At 63.0% G+C, this 25,386-nt stretch carries 23 protein-coding genes; 9 read left to right on the top strand and 14 right to left on the bottom strand.

Annotation, left to right across the window (positions count from 1 at the left end; translation table 11 throughout):
* Positions 1-104 precede the first annotated feature (104 nt).
* On the bottom strand, positions 105-2,015 hold the full coding sequence (locus tag FEZ63_RS17735; RefSeq protein ID WP_150946952.1) for a calcium-binding protein: 1,911 nt from the start codon (positions 2,013-2,015) through the stop codon (positions 105-107).
* 140 nt (positions 2,016-2,155) lie between these two features.
* On the opposite strand from FEZ63_RS17735, the gene xseA reads away from it, so the two are divergent.
* Both xseA and FEZ63_RS17725 read left to right on the top strand, forming a co-directional pair.
* Positions 2,156-3,727 carry an exodeoxyribonuclease VII large subunit gene (gene xseA / locus FEZ63_RS17730; protein ID WP_150946950.1) on the top strand — a complete coding sequence of 524 codons (1,572 nt, stop codon included), beginning with the start codon at positions 2,156-2,158 and terminating at the stop codon, positions 3,725-3,727.
* 92 nt (positions 3,728-3,819) lie between these two features.
* On the top strand, positions 3,820-4,038 hold the full coding sequence (locus FEZ63_RS17725; protein WP_150946948.1) for a DUF2093 domain-containing protein: 219 nt from the start codon (positions 3,820-3,822) through the stop codon (positions 4,036-4,038).
* Here the strand turns inward: FEZ63_RS17725 and lpxK are convergent.
* The 5 genes from lpxK to FEZ63_RS17700 are packed head-to-tail and all read right to left on the bottom strand — an operon-like array spanning position 4,030 to position 8,189.
* On the bottom strand, positions 4,030-5,049 hold the full coding sequence (gene lpxK / locus FEZ63_RS17720) for a tetraacyldisaccharide 4'-kinase (protein WP_150946947.1): 1,020 nt from the start codon (positions 5,047-5,049) through the stop codon (positions 4,030-4,032). The two genes, FEZ63_RS17725 and lpxK, sit on opposite strands and share 9 nt — an antisense overlap.
* On the bottom strand, positions 5,049-6,338 hold the full coding sequence (locus tag FEZ63_RS17715; RefSeq protein ID WP_150946945.1) for a 3-deoxy-D-manno-octulosonic acid transferase: 1,290 nt from the start codon (positions 6,336-6,338) through the stop codon (positions 5,049-5,051). The genes lpxK and FEZ63_RS17715 overlap by 1 nt, the downstream gene beginning before the upstream one ends.
* Positions 6,335-7,087, bottom strand: a complete 753-nt coding sequence (locus FEZ63_RS17710; protein WP_150946943.1) for a lysophospholipid acyltransferase family protein — start codon at positions 7,085-7,087, stop codon at positions 6,335-6,337. The genes FEZ63_RS17715 and FEZ63_RS17710 overlap by 4 nt, the downstream gene beginning before the upstream one ends.
* A 14-nt stretch (positions 7,088-7,101) precedes the next feature.
* Positions 7,102-7,332: a DUF4170 domain-containing protein gene (locus tag FEZ63_RS17705; RefSeq protein ID WP_150946941.1), complete on the bottom strand. Its 231-nt coding sequence runs from the start codon at positions 7,330-7,332 to the stop codon at positions 7,102-7,104.
* A 59-nt stretch (positions 7,333-7,391) separates the two neighbouring features.
* Positions 7,392-8,189, bottom strand: a complete 798-nt coding sequence (locus FEZ63_RS17700) for a 3'(2'),5'-bisphosphate nucleotidase CysQ (protein WP_150946939.1) — start codon at positions 8,187-8,189, stop codon at positions 7,392-7,394.
* A 226-nt stretch (positions 8,190-8,415) separates the two neighbouring features.
* Here FEZ63_RS17700 and FEZ63_RS17695 point away from each other — a divergent pair, with 226 nt between their 5' ends.
* Positions 8,416-8,865, top strand: coding sequence for a DUF6101 family protein (locus tag FEZ63_RS17695; protein WP_150946937.1), 450 nt, complete (start codon positions 8,416-8,418; stop codon positions 8,863-8,865).
* Between the two features lie 19 nt (positions 8,866-8,884).
* On the opposite strand, the gene ubiA is transcribed toward FEZ63_RS17695, so the two are convergent.
* Together ubiA and FEZ63_RS17685 are read right to left on the bottom strand one after the other, a co-directional pair.
* Positions 8,885-9,820 (bottom strand): 4-hydroxybenzoate octaprenyltransferase, encoded by a 936-nt coding sequence (gene ubiA / locus FEZ63_RS17690; RefSeq protein WP_150946935.1) that lies wholly within the window; start codon positions 9,818-9,820, stop codon positions 8,885-8,887.
* 13 nt (positions 9,821-9,833) lie between these two features.
* Positions 9,834-10,298 carry a hypothetical protein gene (locus FEZ63_RS17685; protein WP_150946933.1) on the bottom strand — a complete coding sequence of 155 codons (465 nt, stop codon included), beginning with the start codon at positions 10,296-10,298 and terminating at the stop codon, positions 9,834-9,836.
* A 240-nt stretch (positions 10,299-10,538) separates the two neighbouring features.
* Between FEZ63_RS17685 and FEZ63_RS17680 the strand changes: the two genes are divergently transcribed.
* From FEZ63_RS17680 to FEZ63_RS17670, 3 genes are all read left to right on the top strand, one after another.
* Positions 10,539-11,297: a 16S rRNA (uracil(1498)-N(3))-methyltransferase gene (locus FEZ63_RS17680; RefSeq protein WP_150946931.1), complete on the top strand. Its 759-nt coding sequence runs from the start codon at positions 10,539-10,541 to the stop codon at positions 11,295-11,297.
* 177 nt (positions 11,298-11,474) lie between these two features.
* A complete protein-coding gene (locus FEZ63_RS17675) occupies positions 11,475-12,614 on the top strand; it encodes a carboxylate-amine ligase (RefSeq protein WP_150946929.1) in 1,140 nt (379 codons plus the stop codon).
* Positions 12,615-12,722: 108 nt separating this feature from the next.
* Complete coding sequence (locus tag FEZ63_RS17670) at positions 12,723-14,093, top strand: glutamate--cysteine ligase (RefSeq protein ID WP_150946927.1); 1,371 nt, start codon at positions 12,723-12,725, stop codon at positions 14,091-14,093.
* Positions 14,094-14,105: 12 nt separating this feature from the next.
* On the opposite strand, the gene FEZ63_RS17665 is transcribed toward FEZ63_RS17670, so the two are convergent.
* The 5 genes from FEZ63_RS17665 to FEZ63_RS17645 all read right to left on the bottom strand — a co-directional run bounded on the left by FEZ63_RS17665 (position 14,106) and on the right by FEZ63_RS17645 (position 18,898).
* The gene (locus FEZ63_RS17665; protein WP_150946925.1) at positions 14,106-15,608 is read right to left on the bottom strand and encodes a sensor domain-containing diguanylate cyclase; all 1,503 of its coding nucleotides are present in this window, start codon (positions 15,606-15,608) and stop codon (positions 14,106-14,108) included.
* Positions 15,609-15,632: 24 nt separating this feature from the next.
* Positions 15,633-15,950 carry a quaternary ammonium compound efflux SMR transporter SugE gene (gene sugE / locus FEZ63_RS17660; RefSeq protein WP_150946923.1) on the bottom strand — a complete coding sequence of 106 codons (318 nt, stop codon included), beginning with the start codon at positions 15,948-15,950 and terminating at the stop codon, positions 15,633-15,635.
* Between the two features lie 226 nt (positions 15,951-16,176).
* Entirely contained in the window at positions 16,177-16,500 is a 324-nt protein-coding gene (locus tag FEZ63_RS17655) for a hypothetical protein (RefSeq protein WP_150946921.1), read from the bottom strand.
* Positions 16,501-16,567: 67 nt separating this feature from the next.
* Positions 16,568-18,523 carry a DEAD/DEAH box helicase gene (locus FEZ63_RS17650; protein ID WP_150946918.1) on the bottom strand — a complete coding sequence of 652 codons (1,956 nt, stop codon included), beginning with the start codon at positions 18,521-18,523 and terminating at the stop codon, positions 16,568-16,570.
* Between the two features lie 66 nt (positions 18,524-18,589).
* Complete coding sequence (locus tag FEZ63_RS17645; protein WP_150946916.1) at positions 18,590-18,898, bottom strand: hypothetical protein; 309 nt, start codon at positions 18,896-18,898, stop codon at positions 18,590-18,592.
* 288 nt (positions 18,899-19,186) lie between these two features.
* Here FEZ63_RS17645 and FEZ63_RS17640 point away from each other — a divergent pair, with 288 nt between their 5' ends.
* Complete coding sequence (locus FEZ63_RS17640) at positions 19,187-19,432, top strand: hypothetical protein (protein ID WP_150946913.1); 246 nt, start codon at positions 19,187-19,189, stop codon at positions 19,430-19,432.
* A 210-nt stretch (positions 19,433-19,642) separates the two neighbouring features.
* Positions 19,643-20,821 carry a BaiN/RdsA family NAD(P)/FAD-dependent oxidoreductase gene (locus tag FEZ63_RS17635; RefSeq protein WP_150946911.1) on the top strand — a complete coding sequence of 393 codons (1,179 nt, stop codon included), beginning with the start codon at positions 19,643-19,645 and terminating at the stop codon, positions 20,819-20,821.
* A gap of 133 nt (positions 20,822-20,954) precedes the next feature.
* On the opposite strand, the gene FEZ63_RS17630 is transcribed toward FEZ63_RS17635, so the two are convergent.
* Complete coding sequence (locus FEZ63_RS17630) at positions 20,955-22,253, bottom strand: NAD(P)/FAD-dependent oxidoreductase (protein WP_150946909.1); 1,299 nt, start codon at positions 22,251-22,253, stop codon at positions 20,955-20,957.
* 279 nt (positions 22,254-22,532) lie between these two features.
* On the opposite strand from FEZ63_RS17630, the gene FEZ63_RS17625 reads away from it, so the two are divergent.
* The gene (locus FEZ63_RS17625; protein WP_150946907.1) at positions 22,533-25,094 is read left to right on the top strand and encodes a P-loop NTPase; all 2,562 of its coding nucleotides are present in this window, start codon (positions 22,533-22,535) and stop codon (positions 25,092-25,094) included.
* Positions 25,095-25,386 lie beyond the last annotated feature (292 nt).

The following is a 25,386-nucleotide window of genomic DNA, read 5'->3' as shown; positions in this document are numbered from 1 at the left end:
GATCGAGAGTCGGATTCAGTTTCTTCGAATCTGATCCGGCTCTATCTCTTTTTTTGGGCGCATGATCTTCCGGCGAACCGGTATCCACTTCGCCGGATCAGGCGCTAGATCACAAAGAAATCGTGATAGGTGAGTTTCAGGTACTTGCTCAACACGGCGATCGGCACGGCCTTGTGAATGCCGGTGCCATCGTCGTCGAAGTACAGGACGCCGCTTTTCTTGTCGTAGATGATGTGATCGTCCTTGCTGTCGATCGCCAGCCCCACTGAAAACATCTTCTTGTTGAGCTTGATGGGGTTGGTGGCGGTGCCTTTCCGGCCCAAGGCCTTGAAGACGGAGTTGTCCAAATACATCGAGTCGTCCCGGACGTTGAAATCCGCAATCGTATCGACGTTGGTGCGGCTGCTCGGCTTGTGCGTGAATCCGAACAGATCCCTGCCAATACCGCCGCTGAGATAATCCCTGCCGGTTCCGCCGTTCAGAAAGTCGTTCTCGGCTCCGCCGAAGAGCGTGTCGTTGCCCGTGTCGCCATACAGGGTGTCGTTTCCGGTGCCCCCGTCCAGACTGTCGTTCGAAGACCCGGCGCGCAGCACATCGGCGTCGGCTCCTCCTGACAGCGTGTCCTTGCCGATTTCGCCGTTGAGGGTGTCGTTGCCCGCGTCGCCGCCGAGATAATCGTCTCCGACGCCTCCCCAGAGCGCGTCGATATCGCTGCCGCCAATGAGGGTGTCGTTGCCCGTTTCGCCAAATATCAGGTCGTTGCCGGTGCCGCCATTCAGCCCGTCATTGCCCTCGCCCGCCCAGATCTGATCGGAATCGGCGCCGCCAACCAGCGTATCGTCGCCGCCTTCCCCATAGAGCGTGTCGGCGCCCGAGCCGGCATCGATGCCGTCGTTCCCGGTGCCACCCCAGAGACTGTCGGCATCCGCTTCGCCATAAAGCGTGTCGTTGCCGTCGTCGCCACGCATGACATCGGCGCCGATGCCGCCGAGCAGGCGATCATTGCCGAGACCGCCCCACAGAGCGTCGACGTCGGCGCCGCCGTTCAGCGTATCGTTGCCGTCCTCGCCGCGCAGCACATCGGCACCGCCATTGCCGGTGAGGGAGTTTGCCGCCGCGTTGCCTGTCAGGACGTCCGCATAGGCGGTCGCGGTCACGTGCTCGATCTCGCTGATCGTGTCGATGCCGTATCCCGTGTTCTGGGCGGTCGTGACAGAAAGATCGAGCGTGAGGCCAACCGTAATGCCGGCGATGGTCGAATAGATGAGCGTATCACTGTCGGCGCCGCCGATGATCGTGTCGGCGGAGATTGCATCTTTGGTGATCGTGTCGCTGCCGCTGCCGCCATCGATCAGATTGGTCCCGGCTCCGGCATAGAGCCGATCGCCGCCGCCGCCGCCGTTGAGGGTGTCGTCGCCCAGCCCACCGAACATCGTTTCGGCATTCGCGCCGCCATAGGCCTTGTCGTTCCCCCCATTAAGCGTGATGGTTCCGCTGATAACCCCGGTTTCGCCGCGATAAATGTCGTCGAAATTGCCGAGGGACAGATAGCTTGAAATCGTGCCCGTATTGGTAATGTTGCTCGCGCCGGAAGCCTCGATCGCGCCGATGATCTTGCCGGAATTCACCAGAGTCAGAACATCGGCAGCCGAGGTGCCCGTGGAGAGCAGGGCCTTGGCGGAGCCCCTGATCTCGCCCTCATTGGTGATGCTATTGCTACCGCTGAGCTCGACTCCCCACGTCCCCGTCACGTGCCCGGTGCTGCGGACGGTGAGCGCGCTGGTGCCGAGCAGCACGATCCCGTTGCCGTTGGTTCCGGTGGCGGAGACATTTCCTTCGATGACGATGGTCGTTCCGGCCGCCTTGGAGCGAATTCCGTCGGCATCGGTGCCTTTCGCCTCCAATAATCCGCTGGGCTTGAGCGTCAGGGTATCGCTCGCTTGCAGCTCGAAAGCCGGAACGTCGGTGGCAATGGTGGAAACATCGTTGGTGCTGTCAATCTCGTAGACGGCCATAACAATCCTCGCAGCAAAGCGCAGATGATAATGTCATAACGTAGCGTTTTCAAGCGCCGCATGCGGATAGCCGTTCTGACAAGGGGACCGCCATAGGCGGAAGCCTTTGCAGATCACCCCCGACCCGTTACGTTCCCCCCATGATCGCCGACACCACTCCGTCCAACGCTCCCGAATGGTCCGTTTCCGACCTCGCGGGCGCCCTCAAGCGCACGATTGAAGATTCTTTCGGGCACGTCCGGGTGCGCGGCGAGATCTCCGGATTTCGGGGCCAGCACTCCTCGGGACACGCTTATTTCTGCCTCAAGGACCAGAACGCCCGCCTCGATGCGGTGATCTGGAAGGGCACCTATTCGCGCCTGCGGATCAAGCCGGAGGAGGGGCTCGAGGTCATCGCCACCGGGCGGGTCACGACCTTTCCGGGCAAGTCGACCTACCAGATCGTGGTCGAATCGCTGGAACCTGCGGGCGTCGGTGCCCTCATGGCGCTGCTCGAGGAGCGGCGCCGCAAGCTGACCGCCGAAGGCCTCTTCGAAACGGCGCGCAAGCGTCCACTGCCTTATCTGCCCAAGGTCATCGGCGTCATCACGTCCCCGACCGGCTCGGTCATCCGGGATATCCTCCATCGGCTCGAGGACCGTTTCCCGCGCCGCGTCCTTGTCTGGCCGGTGCGCGTGCAGGGCGAGACGAGTGCGGCCGAGGTCGCGGCGGCCATCCGGGGCTTCAACGCCATGGCGCCCGGCGGCACGATTCCGCGCCCCGACGTGTTGATCGTCGCGCGCGGCGGCGGATCCATCGAGGATCTCTGGGGCTTCAACGAGGAAATCGTGGTCCGGGCGGCCGCCGAGAGCGACATTCCCCTCGTCGCCGCGGTCGGCCACGAGACCGACTGGACACTGATCGATCATGCCGCCGACATGCGCGCCCCGACCCCGACCGGGGCGGCCGAAATGGTGGTGCCGGTTCGCATGGAACTCCTGGCGGGCGTCCATGATCTGGCGCGGCGCCACATGGAATCCGTCCTGCGGATGCTCGATCGCCGGAAAGCGGACCTGCGGTCGGTGGCGCGTGCGCTGCCCACTCCGGACGCGTTGTTCGCGTCAAAACGGCAGAAGCTCGATCTGGCCTCGGCGAAGCTCGGTCCGGCGCTTTGGCGCAATGCGCGCGATCATGAGAACCGACTGAACGAGACCTCGCGCGCGCTCGCTCGCGTCTCGCCGGCGGCGCGCGTCGCAACCATGCGGGCGCGTCTCGACGGCGTGGGGCAAAGGCCGCACGGCGCGATCGGCCGGGTCTTCGAAAGCCGCGCCGTGAAGCTCGGCGAACTCGGCAACCGTCTGAACGCTGCGCGGGCGCTTCTGCTGCGGGCCGAAATCACCCGCATCGGCCAGCAGCGGGAAATCGTCCTCCGGCTGGCGGAACGGCTCGGCCCGGCCTTTGACGCGCAGGTGGCGCGAAAACGCGCGCGCTCCATGGCGTCGGCGCAGCTCTTCGACAGCCTCAACTACAAATCCGTCCTGGCGCGCGGTTTCGCGCTGGTGCGGGATGGGGAGGGGCGTATGCTGCGCTCGGCGCTCGCGGTTTCGGACGGACAGCCGCTCGTGCTCGAGTTCGTGGACGGCACGGCCGACGCGACTGGCGGCCGGAATGGGAAGCCAAAAGCGGCGGGAAAGTCCCGGGCATCGCCGACGGAGCAAGGGGCCTTGTTCTGACCCCGCATTGGAAACATGAAGCGGTCGCTCCCATCTGAGGGAGAGGCCGGTTCCGAGCCGAACATTCTCTTTTGCAAGACACCATCGATATCATGAATAAATTCGAACGCAGCACCGGCGAGGCCGTCGTCCAATATCTCGACGCCGATCTTCGTGTGCTGAAGCCCGGGACTTTCGTGCTCTGCGCCGTCACCGGCAAGCCCATCCCGCTCGACGAGCTGAAATACTGGAGTGTCGAGCGCCAGGAGGCTTATTCGTCGCCGGAAGCCGTTCTGGCCCGGGTCATGGAGAAATCCAACCCATCACGTTGATGCGCTGCGCGTCCGTCGCTCGGCGATGCGCCGGAGCAGGAGATTGCGGAACGCCGCCTCCTCGTCGATCCGGAGCCTGACGGGCAGGGCCGACAGCGCGGGCCATGTCGGCAGGCCGGCGGCGCCGGAGAGGCGCGCCATGTCCTTTTCGGTTGTGACCGGCGTCAGGCCGCGGCTTTCTGCGAGCTGCATGAGCGTGGTGATCTCGGCTGCGGTGTAGGCGTGATGATCCGCAAAGCTGCGCGTCTCCTCCACGACGATGCCGGATGTGCGCAAGGTCTCGAAAAACTTCTCGGGCCGCCCGATCCCCGCAAACGCCAACACGCGCGTGTCTCTCAAGGAGACGAGACATGCCTCGTCGGGGACGAGCCGTCCGGCAAACACACGTTTGCCGTGGCGTTTCGCATCAAGGGTGATGCTTTCCCCTGCTGTGCCCTCGCCAATGATGAGGACCGCGTCGACGGCCGGCCATTGTGCTCCCATCGGCGCGCGCAAGGGACCTGAGGGAATGGCGAGACCATTGCCGATCCCGGCCGCTCCATCGATCACCGCGATCGTGCAATCCTTGACGAGCGACGGGTTCTGCAAGCCGTCATCCATGACGATTGCCGTCGCGCCGCTCTCCACTGCCAGGCATGCGCCGGCCGGGCGGTCGCGCGACACAATGGTGGTGCCGATGCGGGCGAGAAGACGAGGTTCGTCGCCCACATCCTGTGAGGTGTGGCGTGGCTCGACCTGCAGCGGGCCGGCCTCACGTCCGCCATAACCGCGCGACAGGAAGGCCGGGAGTTCACCGGAGGCGGCGAGGATCTCCGCCACGGCGATCGCGGTTGGCGTCTTGCCGGCGCCCCCCGCCGTGAAGTTTCCGATGCAGATGACGGGGAGAGCGGCGATTTCGCCGCATCGGCGCATGCGGCCCGCCGCGATGGCCCCGTAGACGAGGCTGGTCGGCAACAGCAACGCGCTCAGCAACGAAGGTTTTGCGCGCCACCAGAAATCCGGCGCGCGCATCAGCGCCGGGCTCCGAGCTTCGCCTGAACGATGAACGGTTCGATCGACTGCATGGTGCGATCGACCGCGCCCCCGAGCGCCTGCACCGCATCGGATGCGGCGCGCGCCATGTCGCGGGTCAGCGCCGTGTTGCTCAAAAGCCCGCTCACGGCGCGCGCGAGAGAGGCGCTGTCCTTGACCATCAGGGCGCCGCGCGCGGCGCCGATGCTCGCATAGATGCCTTCGAAATTATGAATATGCGGTCCGTGAAGAATCGCGGCGCCGAGCTTTGCCGGCTCGATCGGGTTCTGGCCTCCATGCGCCACCAGCGATCCGCCCATGATGACGATGGGCGAGAGGCGATAGAACAGCCCCATCTCGCCGATGGTATCGGCGATATAAACGTCGGTTGCGCGGTCGGGATGGATGCCCTCCGAGCGACGGCTCGCGCGCAAGCCGCTTCGTTCCGCGATGTCCGCAATCTCCTGACCGCGATGAGGGTGGCGCGGCGCGATGATGGTCAGCAGATGCGGGTGGCGCTGCAGAAGCGCACGGTGGACTGCAAGAATCGCGCTTTCTTCGCCCGGATGAGTGCTGGCGGCAAACCACACCGGCCGCCCGGCAATCAGGCCCGAGAGATGGGCTACGACGCGCGGATCGGCCGGGGGCGGCGGGGAATCGAATTTGAGATTTCCGGTCACGAGGACGCGCGGGGCACCAAGCATCGCAAGCCGCTCCGCGTCATCGTGAGTCTGCGCGAGGCAGATCGCGAAACGGTCCAGAAGAGCGCCGATGATACGTGGTAGTTTCAGCCAGCGCTGGAACGAACGGTCGGACATGCGCGCGTTCACCAGCACGAGCGGAATGTGACGCTGATCGAGGGCCACGATGGTGTTCGGCCAGATCTCGGACTCGGCGACTAGCGTAAGATCGGGATGCCAATGATCGAGGAAGCGGCGCACATAGCGCGGCACGTCGAGGGGGACGAATTGATGCATGGCGCCGGGTGGCAGGCGGCGCGCGATAAGTCCGGCGGAGGTCCGCGTGCCCGACGTGACGAGAACAGCAAGGCCCCGCTGCGTCAGCCGCTCGACCACTGGCAGCAAAGACAGCGTTTCGCCGATGCTCGCACCATGGACCCAGACCAGATGCCCCTCTGGCCGCGCGCGGCTGGGATGGCCCTGTCTTTCACCGAGGCGCGTCCGATCCTCGCGGCCCTGACGCTGGCGCCAATACAGGAGGCCAAGCACGGCCGGCTCGAGAACCGCGGTTGCGGTCCGGTAGGACCTGATCAGGAAAGGGAGCTTCATGGGCGCGAGCTTCTGGCAAGATTGGCCTGCGGCGCCGGCTTTTTGCGGGCGCCCGGATCCTCTGTGCCGACGATCGCATAGGCGCGCTCGTGCACCACGTCGAGGGCGACTTCAACGCGCTGGCGCAGGGTCTCGAGCGCATTCGCATCCGCGTCGCGCGCCACATGGACAGGCTCGCCGATCACGATGGCGCCCCGCCCGAAAGGCAGGCCGAGGCTGGCACGGTCCCAACTCTTGAAGTCGATGCGGCGGCTGGTCACCACCGCCACGGGAACGATCGGCCGGCCGGACATTTGCGCCAGCGTGATGATGCCCGCGCCGCAGGTGCGCGCGATCTTCGGAATATCCGCCGTCATTACCACCATCTCGCCGTCGGCGAGCGCTCGCAGCATGCCGCGGAGCGCGGCTGCGCCGCCCTTCTTGCGAATGTCGCGGCCTCGCGCACCGGAACCACGGATCGCGCGGATGCCGAGATGCCGCAACGCGATGGCGTTGAACTCGCCATCGCCGGAGCGCGACACCAGGCTCGCGGCCTTGTCCTCCGCCCGCTTGGCAAAATGGATCATGAAATGCTGCCCGTGCCACATCGCGGCGATCACGGGCATCTGCGGACCGATGCGGTCATAGGCGTCCGAAGGCTCCATCACGAATCGGTTCGTGCGCTGCACGAACGTCAAATAGCGCGCGACCAGGAAGCCGAGAGCTTCCTGGACGGTTCGCGAGCGTGTGATGCGCTTGAGGAGACCCATCGCGGCGGTTGCGCTCAGGCTTGCGGGTCGAGCAGGCGGTGCAGGTGGACGACAAAATACCGCATCTGTGCGTTGTCGACCGTGGCCTGCGATTTGGCCTTCCAGGCCGCATGAGCGGTGGCGTAGTTGGGGAAAATTCCGACGATATCGAGCTTGGACAAATCCTTGAAATCGTACGAATTGAGGTCTTCCAGTTCCCCACCGAAAACGAGGTGGAGAAGCGGTTTGCCGGGCGTATCGGTCATGGTGTCAGTCTCTATGAGAAATGTTGCAAATGGATCGCGGTCATCGAGGGACCAGAAATTCAAGCTCTCATGGCCTCAATAACGCGCGGATGCAACCATGCCCCAGCGGCAACCATTTCGCCATGCTTCGGATGCGGTTGGTTGTAGGCGACGGGCTCTCCGGCGAGATCGGTCAGTACGCCCCCGGCTTCGCGCAGGATCAGGTCGGCGGCGGCGATATCCCAATCGGCGGACTTCGCCGATACCAGACCGAGGTCGATCGACCCGTCGGCGACCCGCACCAGACGCAAAGCCAGCGATGGGACTTTCGGCAGGTGAATGGCCGGTCCGTGCCGGCGCTCGAATCGCTCAATCAACGGGCGCGGACCGGCGACCCGAAACGGCTCGTCGTTGCCGGTGATCGACAGCATTTCGCCATTGCAGAACGCGCCGCCTCCAGGCGTCGCCTCGTAGAGGCGATTGTGGATGGGAGCGTGGACGATTCCCAGAACCGGCCGCCCATCCTGCACCAGTCCGATGGAGACCGACCAATCAGGATGGCCGGCGGCGAAGGCCCTCGTGCCGTCGATGGGATCGACGATCCACACCCGCCGGCTTTCGAGCCGCACCGGGTCGTCGGCGGTTTCCTCGGACAGCCAGGCGGCGTCGGGTAGGAGCGCCGACAGGTGTTCCTTCAGAAAAGTGTCGACTGCGATATCCGCCTCGGTGACGGGCGAACTGCCTTCCTTGAACCAGACCCGCGCCGCTGTTTCCCTGCCGGCCCGAAAATAGGGCTTGGCCATATCGCCAGCCCGACGTGCGGCGTCGCGGACAGCATGAATGAGGCCGGGATCGAGATCTGGTTGGAAAGCGAGCATGTCAGCCGGAAATGGGGTGTCCCGCGGCGATTACCACAACGCGATCGAAGCAGGGAACGATTTCGGCTTGCCGGACTAAGGTTCTGTTGAGCATCCGGCGAGATAACCCGCCCGCAAGATTTCCTTAACCCAAGCCTTTAAGGGCTTGCGCAGGGTTACGTGCGACATTTTGGTCAGATCAAAGGGTGGTTTCGCTGCGCGACCGTCCTTTTCCGACAAGGTGCCCATGATGACCAAGACTGCATCCTCGACCGGATTTGCCCGCATTCTTGGCGAACGGCACGGCCACGTCACGATGATCGGCCGCTACGGCCGGGCAGCCACCGGCGTTGCCGTCCAGGCCGATCCCCGAAGCGAAGGTTTTCACCTCGTGCTGGTATCCGGCACCAGGGCGTTGATGTCTCTCGGACCTTATGCGGAAAGCGACGTGGTGGCGGAATGGCGCCTGCTCGGCGCCAGAACCGGGCTTCCCCTGATGATGCGGCTCGCCAACGGCTCGACGCTCGCGCTCGTGGCGCAGATCGGCAATGTCAGCGTCGGCGCCGCCGAGCCCGGCTATCGAAAGGCTGCCCTCGCGGGGCGTCGCCCGCGCTTTCTGGCGTGCCGGCGGACCGGCCGGCTGCAGGTTGCAGCACCCGAGACGAGTGCTGCCGATCCGCTCGAAGGGCAGGGGTGATCGTCCGGTCGGTTCGGGTTTAAAATCGCAGCAGGCTATCCAGAACCAGGGCCGCGAACAGCAATAATCCAGCCTCGCGATTGGAGCGGAACAGCCGCAGCGCACCGGCGCCGTCCTCGCGGTCGATTCGGGCGACCTGCCAGCCGAGATGCAGGGCGAACACGCCAAGGCCCGCAAAGCCCATCCAGCTGACACCGGCGAAATAGAATGCCGCGGTCAGGAAGATCACCGTGAGGGCGTAGCAGACTGCAACTCCGAGCCTCACCTGTTCGCCGAAGAAGCGCGCCGAGGATTTGATCCCCACCACCTCGTCGTCCTCGATATCCTGGAGCGCGTAGATCGTGTCGTAGCCGACCACCCAGGCGATGCTGCCCCCGTAGAGCAGGAACGCGGGTGCGCTCAAGGAGCCGAAGGCGGCAGCCCACCCCATCAGCGCGCCCCAGGCGAAAGCCAGGCCGAGCACGATCTGCGGCATCCAGAAGAAGCGCTTCATGAACGGATAAAGGGCAACGATGCCGAGGGAGGCCAGGCCCGTGGCGATGGCGAAGAGGTTGAACTGAAGAAGGACCGCGAGCCCTATCAAAGCCAGCAGGATCAGGAACGCGACCGCGCCTTTGATGCTGACCTGCCCGGAGGGCAGCGGCCGCTGGCGGGTGCGCTCGACCTTGGTATCGAGATCGCGATCGACGATGTCGTTATAGGTGCAGCCGGCGCCTCGCATGGCGACGGCGCCGATCAGGAAAAGCGCGCAATGAAGCGGGTCGGGCCAGGGTTGCCCTGCCGCGATGGCCGCCAATGCGGCCGACCACCAGCATGGCAAAAGAAGCAACCACCAGCCGATGGGCCGCTCGATGCGGGCGAGCCGCAGATACGGCTTCAGGGCTGCCGGCGCGAGCCGATCCGCCCAGTGTCCCCGGACGGCATCGGGAAGCGAGGAGGCGCCTGGGGGCCGCATGGCAGAGCCTGGGTTAGAGAGCGCCTTTCGGCATGGTGTAGGAGCCGGTCAGGCCATTGCCGCCGAGAAGACCGCCGCCGCGTTCCTGAGATTGCTTGGCCTGCTTCTCCATCTGGGCCACCTTGGCGGCAGCCGCGCAGGCCTTGCCCTTCATGTCGACGGCGCGCTTGTGATCTTCGGTGAAGCTGTTGGCGAACACGTCGGGGACTTGGCACCAATCCTTGTTGGCCGTGATCCATTTCACCCCGGCATCGCCATTGTTCACGAGCTTGGTGAAGACGCCGCAGGCGGCCCGCGGATCGATGGTCTTCTTCTTGCCACCGCCGCCGAGTTTATTGATCTGCTCGATCAGGCTCTGGCGCTCGCCGAGAAACTTCTGGGCATCCTGGCAATTGCTCGACTGCGCGGAGGCAGGAGCGGTCACAAATACACCGGCGGCCGCCATGGCGGCGACAACATACGAACGGACGTGCATCATGGGCAAAATCCTCGGTCAGGAGCACGCGACGTCTCGCGCGCAGTCGCTCTGTTAACAGAATCGATGCCCCTAGGCCAAGCGGCGAATAGCCGTATCGCCCCAGGTTGTGTTCGAACGCACAGATTGCGTGCCCGTGTGGCGAAAAGCGGGCGGGTCCCAGCTGGCCCTCGATCCCGGGCAAACCGCCTGTGCAGCGCGATCAGGTGTGATAGGTCTCTCGGCCACTTTTACGGGGGTCCCATGGCTTCGTATGATTTCAACGCTCCGCGGCTCTATGTCGACGCTCCGCTCGCATCCGGCAACCGGATTGCGCTTGATCGGGCCCAGGCCAATTACCTGTTGAACGTGCTGCGACTCAAGGCGGCCGATTCCGTGCTGATCTTCAACGGGCGCGACGGCGAATGGCGGGCGGAAATCACTGTGGAAGGCCGCAAAGCAGCCGATTTGATCGGTGTCGAGCAAACCCGCCCCCAGGTGGCTCCGCCGGATCTGATCTATGCCTTCGCGCCGCTGAAACATGCGCGTCTCGACTACATGGTCCAGAAGGCGGTCGAGATGGGAGCAGGAATCCTGCAGCCGATCCGCACCCGCCGGACGCAGAGCACGCGCGTTAATCTGGAGCGCATGCGTGCCAACGGGATCGAGGCGGCCGAGCAATGTGGAATCCTGACGCTGCCGGAAGTCCGGGAAGAGCAGAATTTCGCCAGCTTTGTCAGCGCTCTAGAGAGCGACCGTCTGGTGGTCTTCTGCGACGAGGAGGCACCCATTTCGAACCCTGTCGCGGCCCTTAAGGATAGGCTCGAAAACGACGGGAACCGGGGTGGTGGATGCGCCGTTGTCGTCGGCCCCGAAGGGGGCTTTACCGCCGAGGAGAGAGCACTTGTTGCCGCCCACGAAAGATGTGTTCGCGTATCGTTGGGACCCCGAATCCTTCGCGCCGATACCGCCGCTGTCGCCGCACTCGCGTTGGTGCAATGCGTGGTGGGCGATTGGACCTGATCCGATCCTGCGAAAAGCGCCGCCTTCGACAAACCCGTAGTCCCCAGACGCTTGCCGGTTTCGTGGTCCCTGGCCCCAATCTGGCCTCAATTCGGACGACGGTGGGGAATGTTGAATCGCCGCGATGGGGAACCTATATATTCGCCCAATAATAAATAATTCGAGGGAGCTCATTTGATGAGCGAAGATTATAAGTTCGGTATTGAAGAAGAATATTTCATCAATGACGCCGTGAAACGAGATGTTGCCCGCGGCCGTATTCGGGAATTCTTTCAGAGTTGCAGCGAACATCTATCGGAGGATATCCAGCCCGAGATGCTGGAGCCGCAGGTCGAGATCGCAACCACCCCGATCTTGGATTTCGCGGACGCACGGTCCCAGTTGGTCAACCTGCGCAGTTCGGTCGGCGCCATCGCGCGGGAACACAACCTCTCGATCATGGCGGCGGGTACCCATCCGCTGGCGGTGTGGTCGCGCGTCCGGCCGACGCCGCAGCCGCGCTACGGCAAGGTGATGCACGACCTCCAGATGGTCGGTAGCCGCACCGTGGTGTGCGGCATGCATGTTCACGTGGAGGTTCCCGACCTGTCGGCCCGCGTCGACCTGATGAATCGGATGCAGCGCTACCTGCCGCTTCTGCTGGCCTTGTCGACCTCGTCGCCGTTCTGGCAGTCCCAGCGCACCGGATTGCTCGGCTACCGGCTCGCCGCCTATCGGGAATTGCCGCGCACCGGGTTTCCGGAGCTGTTTCATGATGCCGCCGATTATCAACGTTACATCGATACTCTGATAGAAGCGCGCGCGATCGAGAATTCGAGCTACGTCTGGTGGATCATCCGGCCGTCGCTGAAGCACCCGACCCTCGAATTGCGCGTGGCCGATAGCTGCACCCGGGTGGATGACACGCTTGCCATCGCGGCCCTCTATCGCTGCCTTGTGCGCCGGCTCGTCCGCGACCCTGCTCTCAATGCGGGGCAGACCGGCGCGTCGCGCGCGATCAACGAGGAAAACGGTTGGCGCGCCCAGCGCTACGGGATTCACGGCAGTTTCGTCGACGAGGCGACCCGCAGCGCCATGCCTGTCCGGCAGATGCTGGACGAGACACTCGCCCTCGTGGCCGACGACGCCAAGGCATTGGGATGCGAGCGGGAGCTCGATCTCTGCCGCTGGATCATCGCGCGCGGCACCAGCGCCGACCGCCAGCTCTCCCTCTACACCGAGGCGCTCGGGCGGGGTCTTTCGGGCCGGGATGCTCTCGGCGAGGTGGTCGATTGGCTGTCGGCCGAGACCGTCGGCGAAGGGATCGTTCGCCACTAAGGAAGGCTTTGTCGCTCGTCCTCATTGCAGCTTGCTGCCCGCGCCGCTATCTACACCAAACTTGGTTTCAGCGCGGGCTCGCCCGCGCCTTTTTTCATGAGGTGATGCATGGCGCGCGACGTTTCCGACGCGACCCCGATCGGCGCGCGGTCCGAGCTCGTTGATTGGGTCGCCTCGGGCGAGAAGCCCCGCGACACCTGGCGTCTCGGCACCGAGCACGAGAAGGTTCCGTTCTATACCGCCGACGCTTCCCCGGTCCCGTATGACGGTGAATCCGGCATCCGGGCATTGCTGGAGGGTCTGCAGGCGCGCACCGGTTGGGAACCGATTGTCGAAGACGGCCATCCGATCGGATTGCTCGACGAGGTCGGCGGCGGGGCGATTTCACTAGAGCCCGGAGGACAGTTCGAGCTCTCGGGTGCGCCGCTCAAGACGGTCCATGAGACCGTGCGGGAAACCGCCCAACACCTCGTCGATGCCAAAGCCGTGGCGGAAAAGCTCGGCGTCGGCTTTCTGACGCTCGGCATGAGCCCGCTCTGGACACGGGCTGAGACGCCCGTGATGCCGAAAGCGCGCTACCGCATCATGACCAATTACATGCCGAAAGTCGGCAAGCTCGGTCTCGACATGATGTACCGCACGTCGACCGTGCAGGTGAACATGGACTACGAGTCCGAAGCCGATATGGTCAAGAAGCTGCGCGTATCGCTCGCGCTGCAGCCGGTCGCGACCGCGATCTTTGCGAACTCGCCGTTCACGGACGGCAAGCCGAACGGTTTTCTCTCCATGCGGTCCGAAATCTGGCGCGACACCGATCGCGACCGGACCGGGATGATGGATTTCGCCTTCGACGACGGCTTCGGTTACGAGGCCTATGTGGATTGGGCGCTCGACGTGCCGATGTATTTCATCAAGCGCGGAGCGGTCTATCACGATGTTGCCGGTGCATCGTTCAGGGATCTGTTTGCGGGCAAGCTCGCACAATTTCCCGGTGAACGCGCGACGCAATCGGATTGGGCGAACCACGTCTCGACGATCTTCCCGGAGGTGCGCCTGAAGCGCTATCTGGAAATGCGCGGGGCGGATGTCGGCGGACCGGACCACATCGCTGCGCTCGCGGCCTTCTGGACCGGAATTCTATACGACCAAGGCGCGCTCGATGCGGCGTGGAATCTCATCAAGAACTGGAGTGCTGCAAATCGCAACGGCGTGCGCGCCGAAGTTCCAAGGCTTGCTCTTCAAGCGTCCATCGGCGGCCGTTCCCTGCGCGAGGTGGCGCGCGATGCGCTCGAACTGTCGCGGGCGGGCCTGAGACGCCGCGCGTTTCTCGATGAGACGGGCCGGGACGAAACACATCACCTGGATTACGCGCAGCACATCGTCGAGTCCGGAAGGACACCGGCCGAACTTCTGCTCGAAAAGTATCACAGTGCGTGGAGCGGCTCGGTGCTTCCGGCTTTCCGGGAATGCGTGTTCTAGGCTGAGGAAATCTTACGCGGCCTTCGCCACAGCGACCCGGTTCCGGCCGTCAAGCTTGGCGTCGTAAAGCGCGCGGTCGGCCATCGCGACGAGATCCTTCGGGCCGGTACTGATGGCTTCCGATGCGGGAAACAGCGTCGCGGTGCCGATGCTGATGGTGACCACACCGGCGGAGGTGCCGTGCTTATGCGGCATGCCCAAGGTTTCCACGCCGGAACGGATGAGCTCGGCGACCCGCGCCGCGCCCTTGGCGCTGGTGACGGGCAGCAGCACGACGATTTCCTCGCCGCCATAACGCGCGACCAGATCACCCGGACGCCTCACCGCATTCTTCAGCACGTGCGCGACCGAGCAGAGGCAATGATCGCCCGCCTGGTGACCATAGGCGTCGTTGAAGGCTTTGAAGCAGTCGATGTCGATCAGCAGCAGCGACAGGGGAGTATCCTCGCGCGCGGCGCGAAGCCATTCGCTTTCCAGATGACTGTCGAAGGTCCGGCGGTTGGCCAGACCGGTCAGCCCGTCCGTTGCGGCCAGAATGGAGAGTTCCGCTTCGGCGCGATCGCGTCGCCGCAATTGGCGCGCGAGACCCCATCCCAACGACGCGACCGTCGCGACGAGCACTGTTACGGCAATGATCCGATAGACGAAGTCCTGATACCAGCTGGCCAGCGATTCCTCGCGCCCGGCCGCGGCCAACACCACGACTGGAAAATGGTCGCCGCGGCGGTAGCCGCTGAGACGTTCGACGCCATCGACAGCCGAGCGATAGCTGTAGGAGCCGGCGGGAGCCTGCGGCAGGTGCCGGGTGAAAAGAGGATCGGCCGAGCCATTGCCGCCAATGGCGCTCTCTTTGACCGGATAACGCGCGACGAGAATGCCGCCGGACGTGAAAAGGACGAGCGATCCCTGCTTGCCGACATCGAAGCGTGCGTAATAATCGGAAAAATAACGCGACTCGATACTTGCCACGACGACGCCGCCGAACTCCTCGCCGGGTTCGTCGAAACGGCGCGAGAGGGTCAGCACCCAGCCGCCGTCCAAGGGATCGCGAATGAACGGGCCGAAGTACCATCGATGGCTTTTGCTGTTGCGGTGGTGCTCGAAAAAATCCTGCCCCGCCGCATTGACGTCCTTCGGCTCGACCTCGAGAGAGCTCGTGCGAAGCTCCCCGTCACGTCCGTAGATGGCCAGCGCTTTCAGCCGCGGCAATGTCTTGATCCGCTCAGTGAGAAAGTCGCGTAGCCGAACCGCCCGGGCCGGCGTCATCTCGCTTGCGGTGGCACGGTCGACAAGATCGACGAGCACCGCATCGGCAAGTTCGAATGTGTCTTCGGCATGCTGCGCGAGCGAGCGGGCAAGGGTTGCCATCGTGCTCTCGACGCGGGCCAGTTCGCCCCGGCGCTCGCTCCAGTCGCGCCACCCCTCGAGGGAGATGATCACCAGGCAGACGACCACCACGAAACTCTTGAGCCAGGTGGCTGACGAGACGGTGGCGATCGTGCGTGCCGGAATCATGTGGGGCTGGATTCTTCCCGATGTTTAGGTGGCGGCAAATTTAAGGCCCAGAATGCCCGCGATGATCAGGCCGATGCATCCGACGCGGATTGCCGTGGCGGGCTCACCGAACAGGTAGATCCCCAGGATTGCCGTGCCGACGGTGCCGATCCCGGTCCAGATCGCATAGCCGGTGCCGACCGGCAGCGCGCGCAGCGCCAGCCCCAGGAGGATGACGCTGATGACCATGCTGATGGCGGTAAGAACGGACGGCGTCAGCCGCGTAAATCCGTCGGTGTATTTCAGCCCGATCGCCCAACCGATTTCGAACAGACCGGCGAGCACAAGATAAGTCCATGCCATGACAGGACCTCCGTCATTGGCAGGGCCGTCCCTACCGATCATCGGGAAACAGGGGGTCGTCCCCTTGCCCCTCCAGCTATAGAGGATTGTGCCAAGGGGCTCAATATGGCGGTGGGTTGCCGATCATGACGGAGCGGGCCAAAGGCCGGACGAGACCGGCTTGAGATAGACGCGCGCGAGAGGGAAATCTTGCGGCACGATCACATATCCGTGAACGGCGTGGCACCTATTCCGCGGACGCGTCAGCGTTGCCTTTCCGCCCGAGCGCTTCAAGCGGGTGAAAGGGCGCGTAGATCTGGTGTTTCCACGCATCGCCGCACTGCACGCAGATCGAGCGGACCCAGTAATCGCTGTTTTCGAGCCGCTTCAGCAGCTTTTCTTGCCGCACCCGAGGATCTTCTGCCTTGTCGGAGCCGGACGGGCGCACTTTGAGGACCAGCGGTTTGCTGTCCGATGGTGCTTGCGCCAAAGCGGGGCCGCAAATGGCGGCTGCCAGAGCGGCGGCCGCCAGAACGGGTCGAATGGTCATCCGGGTGCTAAAGATTTTCATGCTCCCAGACAAGCGCACGTAAGAGTGTTTCGTCAAGGAGAGGATCATCCGCTCAAGCCATCGGCACTCAGCTTTTCGGGCGTTTTCCCTCGAAGCCGCGAGGCTTTCCGGTATCGCCGAATTTAGCAGTTTTGGGTTTGCCCTTGAAGTCGTCCCTTGCGATGGATTTGTAGCCAGCCTTCGCTCCGTCCTTGAAGCTCGGCTTGCCGCCTTCCTTGAACTCGCCCTTGAACTCGCCTTTCGGCTTGCCCTTGTAGGGCGGCTTCGGGCCGTCGTTGAACGCGCCTTTCGGCCGGTCCTTGAACCCACCCTTCTTCGGCGGGAATGGCTTCTCGTCACGGCCCTCGCTGCGGCCGGCGCCTTCGCGGGCGGCGCCCGGCGCTCCGGCGGGTTCGATCTTGATGTCCTCGTCGTTGGTTTTGCGCACGGCGGTGGTGAATTTCGCCGCCACCGACTTGGCAATCTCGAACTTGGTCTCGCTGTCGAAGATGCGGATCGTGCCGATCTCTTTCTTGGTCACGTGCCCGAGGCGGCAGATGATCGGCAGCAGCCAGCGCGGATCGGCGTTGTTGCGGCGTCCGACGCTCATGCGGAACCACACCATCTCTTCGCCGCCGCCGAAGCCCTCGTCGCGGCCGGCGCGCGTTTGGCGGAACTCGCGTTCTCCCTCTCGCGCCCTTTTGTCCAGGCGTTCGCGCGGCCCGCGATCGGCGCTGACGTCGACCATCTCCTCCGGCGCCGGCAGACGCGCGCGGTGGAAGCGTGCGAATGCGGTGGCGATCTCTTCCGGCGAACGTTCGGCAAGAAGCGCGCGGCCCATGGCCACGTCTTCGTCCATGGCTTCCTCGGTGAAAGCCGGATCCTTCATGACCCGCTCGCGATCGCGCTGGCGAATGTCTTCGGCGGAGGGCGGCCCTGCCCATTCCACATCGACGCCGGCTGCCTGGACGAGGCCTTCGGCCTTGCGGCGACGGGTATAGGGCACGAGCAGCACGCAGATGCCCTTGCGGCCCGCGCGGCCCGTGCGGCCGCTCCGGTGCAGGAGCGTTTCGTGGTCGTTCGGCAATTCGGCGTGAATGACGAGACCGAGATCCGGCAGGTCGATCCCGCGCGCCGCAACGTCGGTTGCGACGCAGACGCGCGAGCGGCCGTCGCGAAGCGATTGCAGGGCGTGATTGCGCTCGCTCTGGCTCAATTCGCCCGAAAGCGCCACGGCCGAAAACCCGCGCTCCAACAGGCTCGCCTGCAGATGGCGCACGGCTTCGCGCGTGTGGCAGAACACCATCGCGGCGCGCATTTCGTAGAAGCGCAGGATGTTGACGACCGCGTGCTCGATCTCGTTCGGAGCGATGCGGATCGCCCGGTATTCGATGTCGCCATGCGGCTGGTTCGACACCAGCGTATCGACGCGCAGGGCATCGCGCTGGAACTTGCGCGCCATGGCGGCGATGTTGCGCGGAATGGTGGCCGAGAACAGCAGCGTGCGGCGCTCGGTCGGGGTCGCGTCGAGAATGAACTCGAGGTCTTCGCGGAAGCCGAGATCGAGCATCTCGTCGGCCTCGTCAAGAACGACGGCGCGCAGCTTCGAGGTGTCGAACCGCCCGCGTTCGATGTGATCGCGCAGGCGACCGGGGGTGCCGACGACGATGTGGCAGCCATCCGCCAATGCGCGCTGTTCACGGCGCACATCCATGCCGCCGACGCAGGATGCGACGCGGGCGCCTGCGGGGCCATAAAGCCAGATCAGTTCCCGGTGGACCTGCAGCGCCAGTTCGCGCGTCGGCGCGATGATCAGCGCCAGCGGCTCCTTCGGCTGGTCGAAACGCTCGGCTTCGCCCATCAGGGTCGAGGCGAGGGCGAGACCATAAGCGACGGTCTTGCCGGACCCGGTCTGCGCGGAGACGAGCAGATCCCGCTCTTCCGCCTCGGGCTGGAGCACGGCGGCCTGAACGGGGGTCGGTTCAAGATAGCCTCGATCGCTGAGAGCACGTTCGAGGCTGGGATTTGTTTTGGGAAACGGCATATGAGCGCGGCGGAGCCGCTCCTTGTCAAAGGAGCTGTGTCAAGCTCCGGGATGTCATGCGCGAAATTACGCGTCGTCGGTATCGTCGTCCATCTCGTCGATGAGGGCGAGGAACATCACGTCGATGCCGTCCTCTTCGTCATCCTCTTCGTCGAGATCGTCATCGTCTTCCATCGCCTCGTCGAACGATTCGATTTCGTCGTCGGTGGCGCGGCGAATTTTCAGGGGAGCGGACCCGTCCCAAAGCGGCTTGCCCTCGCTCGAGAACGACTTGAGGTCGTCCTTGAAGTCCTCGCTCATGAACAGTTCATGCGCCTGGTCCTGGTCGGCATTGGTGATGGCTACCGCCTTGCCGGCGATTTCAAGGATGTACATGGCTCTTCCTTCTGGTGTCGGGGCGTTCTCGAGGCTTAACGCCGATGCACGCCATTCCGGTCAAGTGCCGCCGACAATGGGCTGGCTCATTTTCGCTACATACAGGGTGAGATGGGTTCTGAACAGGGTCTCGGCGGGACCTTTTTCAGCAAAAGAGTGTTCCCGCGCCTGTATCGTTGCGGAATTGCATCAACGCTATAACGTCTGGCAAGCCAGCGGGACCACCGTGCGGAACGTTGGGCGCGGCCTGTCGTTGGTCCGGCACAACTGGATCGATCGGGTGCGCGAATGTTGACCAAGGCCGATCTCGAGGCGCCGGCACAGCTCGCCTATGTGGCGCAGGGCGAAAAGATCGATGCCGCGCGCATCGATTGGGCGGGCGGCGAGGAGATCGCGACCTTGCGCGAAGCCCTGCATCGGGCGGTGTCCGAGGAGGCCCCGCCCGCGCGGCACGCAGTCATCCGCGCGAAATCCGGCCAGATCGTCACACCCGATCAGCTCGACGAACTCTGGGACAGCATCCAGGGACCGTGAGCGAACGACCTCTCCCCGTTCCATCCTCCCACCTCATCCTGAGGAGCCGCAAAGCGGCGTCTCGAAGGATGTTCCAGTGGTCGCTGGAGACGCCCCGCCCTTCGAGACGGCCTTCGGCCTCCTCAGGGTGAGGCTTGCTTATCAGGGTTGCCCTTGTCACGGCCCGGACGCTTGGCTAACCAGCGGTGATACGGTCCGGAAAGGCATTCCTTGCAACAATTCGACGTGGTGGTGATCGGCGCGGGCGCCGCCGGGATGATGTGCGCGATCGAGGCGGGGAAGCGCGGGCGCTCCGTGCTGGTGATCGATCATGCGCGTGCACCGGGCGAGAAGATCCGCATCTCGGGCGGCGGGCGGTGCAATTTCACCAACCTCCACGCGAGCCCGATGAATTTCTTGTCCGCCAATCCGAGCTTCTGCATCTCGGCGCTGCGGCGCTACACGCAAACGGACTTCATCGCGCTGGTCGAGCGGAACGGCATCGCCTGGCACGAGAAGACGCTCGGACAATTGTTCTGCGACGGCTCCTCGCGCCAGATCGTCGACCTGCTGGTATCGGACATGAGAAGCCACGGCGCAGAATTGCGCCTGTCCACCAGCGTTGAGCGCATCGACAGGAACGCCGAGGGCTTCGCGCTCGCGCTGTCGGATGGCGCCGTGCAATGCGCCTCGCTGGTGGTGGCTTGCGGCGGCAAGTCGATCCCCAAAATGGGCGCGACGGGCTTTGGCTACGACATCGCGGCGCAATTCGGCGTGTCGGTCACCGAGACGCGCCCCGCTCTCGTGCCGCTGACGCTGGAACCCACGATGCTGGCGCGCCTCGCGCCGCTTGCGGGCGTGGCGGTCGATGCGGTGGCGGCCTGCGGCAAGACGCAATTCGCCGAGGCCATGCTGTTCACCCATCGCGGCCTCTCCGGCCCCGCCATCCTGCAGATCTCGTCCTATTGGCGCGAGGGCGAGGAGATCGGCCTGAACCTGCTGCCCGCGCGCGACCTGTTCGAGGAATTGCGCGCGGCGCGGGCGGCGAACGGAAGGCAGGCCCTGCACACGGCGCTCGCGGCGCATCTTCCCAAGCGCCTCGCGCAGGCGATTGCCGAGAGCGAGGGCGCCACCGGCAACCTTGCGGATTTCTCCGACAAGGCTCTTCGCCGCGTCGCCCAATCGGTCAATGACTGGCGCTTCAAGCCCGCGGGCTCCGAGGGCTACCGCACGGCGGAAGTGACGCTGGGCGGCGTCGATACCCGCGATCTCGATTCCCGCACCATGGCGGCGCGGACGGTGCCCGGCCTCTATTTCATCGGCGAGGTGGTGGACGTTACCGGCTGGCTCGGCGGCTATAATTTCCAATGGGCGTGGTCATCCGGCTGGTGCGCCGGGCAGGCCGCATGATCCGGCAAAGTGGGAACCGGTTTGCCGAATAGATTATGCGGTGCAGGAACAAGCATGATCCGGCAAAGTGGGAACCGGTTTGCCGAATAGATCATGCGGTGCAGGAAATCGCATGCAAAGTGGGCCGCAAAAATCAGCCGGTCGAATCCCGCTGCTCCACGCGTTCCTCGGCGACTTCCTCCGCGATGATGCGCGCGCCCCGTGACGAGGTGAGATAGGCCCAGAGCCAGCGCATCACCACCAGAAAGCGGTTCTGGAAACCCACCAGCAGGTAGATGTGGACGATGCCCCACAGCACCCAGGCGGGAAAGCCACGCAGGTGCGTTCCGTCGAAATCGATCACGGCGGAATTGCGCCCCACCACCGCGAGGTTGCCCCGGCTGCGATAGCGGAACGGGCCGGGAGCCTTGCGGCCTTTAAGCCGCGCCAGAAGCGCCTGTCCGAGATAGCGGCCCTGCTGGTCCGCCACCTGCGCGAGGCCGGGGAGCGGCCGCCCATTCGGTCCATCGAGCAGCGACACGTCGCCCAGCACATACACATGCTCGAGCCCCGGCACGCTGAGATCCGGGTTCACCCGCACCCGGCCCGCCCGGTCGGTCTCGATCCCGAGCCAGCGCCCGACCGGTGAGGCCTCGACCCCCGCGCCCCAGATCTTCACGCTCGCGGGCAAAAACCCGTCCTTCAACGTCACGCCCTGCTCGGAGATGTCCTCGACCGGCGTCCCGGTGCGGATCGTCACGCCGAGGCGCTTCAGCGCCCGCTCCGCATAGACCGCAAGATCCTCCGGGAAAGCGAGGAGGATGCGGGGCGCCGCCTCCAGCAGCACGACCCGCGCCTCCGCCGGGTTGATGTGGCGAAAGTCCTTCACCAAGGCGAGCCGCGCCAGTTCGGCGACGGCGCCCGCCATCTCGACCCCGGTCGGCCCGCCGCCGATCACCGCGATGGTCATCAGGCGCTCGCGTTCAGTCGGGTCGGCCTCCATCTCGGCGCGCTCGAAGGCCATCAGCACCTGGGTGCGGATGCGCCGCGCATCCTCCAGCGTCTTCAGGCCCGGCGCGAAACGCTCCCATTCGGGATGGCCGAAGTAGGAATGCGTCGCCCCGGTCGCCAGCACCAGTTCGTCATAAGGAATCGCCCGCCCATCCACCCGCACCTGGCGGGCGTTGGTGTCCACGCCCTCGACTTCGCCCAGCAGCACGGTGATGTTCTGATGCCGGCTCAAAACCCGCCGGATCGGTTCCGCAATCTCGCCCGGCGACAGAACGGCGGTGGCGACCTGATAGAGCAGGGGCGCAAACAGATGGTAATTGCGCCGGTCGATCAGCGTAACGGCCACATCGGACCCGCCGAGCTGCTGGGCACAGGCGAGGCCGGCGAAGCCTGCGCCGACGATGACGATGTGGGGGGTGGGGGGAGGGATGCGCTGGGTCATCAACTTCTGCTTCGTGCCACGAGCGGTCATTGCGGCGCGTTTCTCTAATGTCTGGTTCGCGCCGCAACCCGTCATTCCGGGCAGCTTTACAAGCGACCGAAAGCGGACATGCTACTGACGAACGGTAGGCAAAGAGTCGGGAAACGGACCGAACGTTGATGCAATTGGCCACCTCGCGATTTTTTGGGATCCTTGGGGGTCAACGATAAACAACCAATTCCATGTGAAAGCGCCGAGATTCTTGCTACCACTTATTTTACGGGACTATCTGGGGGACGAATGTTCGAAATCAGTCAGCATGACGGCAGCCTGCTTCAAAAGGCTGTCAACGATGGTAGCGCGGTCTTGCTGCTCGGCGCTGGGGCCTCCGCCACATCATTGAATGCGCAGGGGCAGACGGTCAAGTTAGGGAAAGATCTTGCGGGCGAACTCGCCGGAATGGCGGGGTTTCCTTACGCGAACGAAGATTTGCCTGATGTCATCCAAGCTGTAGGCCCGAGAGTAAGCGAGGTGCAGCTTCATCAGCTATTTCGGAAAGAGTTTACTCGTATCGCCCCCGCTGACGAGTTGAAAGAGCTTTTTCAGTACAGCTGGCGCCGGCTGTATACCTGGAACATAGATGACGCGATTGAAAATGTTAAATATGCCGTGCAGCTTCGACGCTACTACAGTGGACTGAAAGACAGCGTAGCTATCGACGAAGGGATCGAATATCTCCATATTATTCACCTGCATGGCGAAGCCACCAAGCCAGAACACGGCTTTATATTCAGCCCCTCCGAATACAATCGGAGACTTAATAACGACAAGCATGACTGGTATCGACAAGCCGCAGCCGACTACGCCTCACATGTCCCAGTCTTCATTGGCAGTACTCTAAACGAGCCAATTCTTTCGGCAGAGCTTGACCGCGCACGCCCGAATGCGGAAGCATCATTGGGCACGGCCTTTCTGATCACGCCTGATCAGTTCACTGCACTTCAAAAAGCTGCCTACCAAGCTCGTAACATCGTTGTGCTTCAGGGCACTTTAGCTGATTTTATCGAATGGCTCCGCAAAACTATCGGCCGCGGCATGAGCCCGTTGGAAATTAGCGAGGAGAGAAATTCATTCACTAAGGCGGTCGCATCCAGGATGTCTCCGACGCGAGCAGAGATTAGTACGGCCAATTCCATTCTGGTCCATACTTGGCAGGATGCCAAAAACAAAGCGGATGAACTGCAAGGCTTGAAACGCCAGCAAGCTGCCCGAGCCTTCCTCGAGGGAGAGCCTCCAAGCTGGAAAATCGCCGCAAGCGACATACCGGTTTGGCTCAGTGCAACAGATGAGTTGTACGCGGCACTTTCGTCCTCCATTGACGCTGGAGACCGAATGTTCCTTGTTTATGGCCAATCGGGTAGTGGGAAGACAACTGCGCTTCTTCAGGCACTCCTCCGATATGTTCGAGAGCATGATGGAAGGGCTGTCTACGAGCTAAAGGGCGACGTGAAATCTCTGCGCTCGTCACTTGAGCTGATCGCTCGGCTTCACAAGGACGATCACGCTATCGTCTACGTAGGCGATGCCTTTATTTACGGCGACGCGCTTGGCGAGGATGCATCAGCCCTTCCGCGAGGTAAGCTTACTCTTATCACAAGCGCCCGATCAAATGAATGGAGACACCATATAGAACGGCGCGTTGGCGATTTTACAACATCATTTGAATTTCAACGATTTGTCAAAAAGGACTATCCGGCCCTTATTGAAAGGTTAATTCAATATGTTCCCTCGCCGAGGTTCCTAAAGATGAACCCGGGCGAGCGAACGCAGAAGCTTGCAGCTTCACAAGAGCAACTTCTTATCGCTCTAAAGGAGACAACTGCTTCCGACAAATTCACAAAGGTCATCACTGACGAGTATGAGACGCTTCCGGATAATGACACCAAGGCGCTATTCCTGATTGTCGGTCTCGCAACAATCTCGCGAACTGGTATTGCCCGGGCAGCAGCGCGTGAAGCTTACAATCGGCTTCGAGTAGGATTATCATTCGAGGGCGCAATGCGACAGCTTGAGGGCATTGTAAGTGAAAATGCTACGGGGCGTCTCGTTGCGCGCCATGAGTTATATGTCCGGCACATCGTCGAGAACGTCGCGGATTTCTCAGTTGTCGTGAATGCCGCAGTTGAATCGCTGAGGACCTATACGAAGTATGCCTTGCCGGTTGTAAAAAATGTAGATCGGTTAGATGGCTTACTCTTCAAATTCATTCTCAATCACAATTTTATCGGCGAGTTGGCTCGTCGCCGAAATGAGGTCGAGGAAGGTCTGCGGGTATTCGAAAGTTTTGAGATTGAGTTTCAGTTGGATGGTCATTTTTGGCTGCAATACGGTCAATATCTTGGCATGTTCGGCGAACTCGAACGGGCATTGCACGCTCTGGAGAAGTCAATTGCGGCCTATCCTGAAAACATTTTTGCAGTCCACGCTTTAGCCGACCTCCAATTACGAGTAGCGCTCAATCGAAATATTTACGATGCAACTACAGTCGCACTGATCGGTGATGCCGTGGAGACATTGGAAGGACTTCACACTGCGCAAAGCGTTGACACCGACTTTTATCCAATTGTGACGCTCGTTGAAAGGCATTTATCCGCGCTAATTAAGTATGATCAGGGAAAAGCCGCTTTGTCCGCTGCCCAGCGGTATTTCCGGCTCATCGAGGCGATGCGCCGCACTGATGGGCAGATTGATCGGGCAAGAGAGCGCCTCGCCCACTACATCACGCACGGTACGTGGGAGAAAAGCAAACCCTCACAAAACGGCCGACCGAAACATCGCAGGCGCGCTGCGTACGGGCGATAAACTCATCGCAAGCACGAGAGTCGGACAGTATTTCTCCCTTGACAATCAGCGTCGGGCGAGTGTCTCCGTAAAAGGTGGCCTCGCGTTACCGCATGTGGTGAATTGTGGGGGCCGGTCGTCGCGACACTCGGCGAAAGTCCGCTTGCCCAACGTTAGTTACTTTGAGCTGACGTTCCGCTCCCGGCCCTCTCCAGACGTTGAGACTGACCCGACGCAACGTCCGAGATGGGTCAGAAGCCGACCTTGGGCCACTACCCCGCACCCCCTCCCCATGCTATCCCCATCCCAGAGC

The sequence above is a fragment of the Microvirga brassicacearum genome (assembly GCF_008757455.1).
GTDB lineage: Bacteria > Pseudomonadota > Alphaproteobacteria > Rhizobiales > Beijerinckiaceae > Microvirga > Microvirga brassicacearum.
Note: the sequence above shows the minus strand (reverse complement) of the source record. Positions and strands in the feature narration are given on the sequence as shown.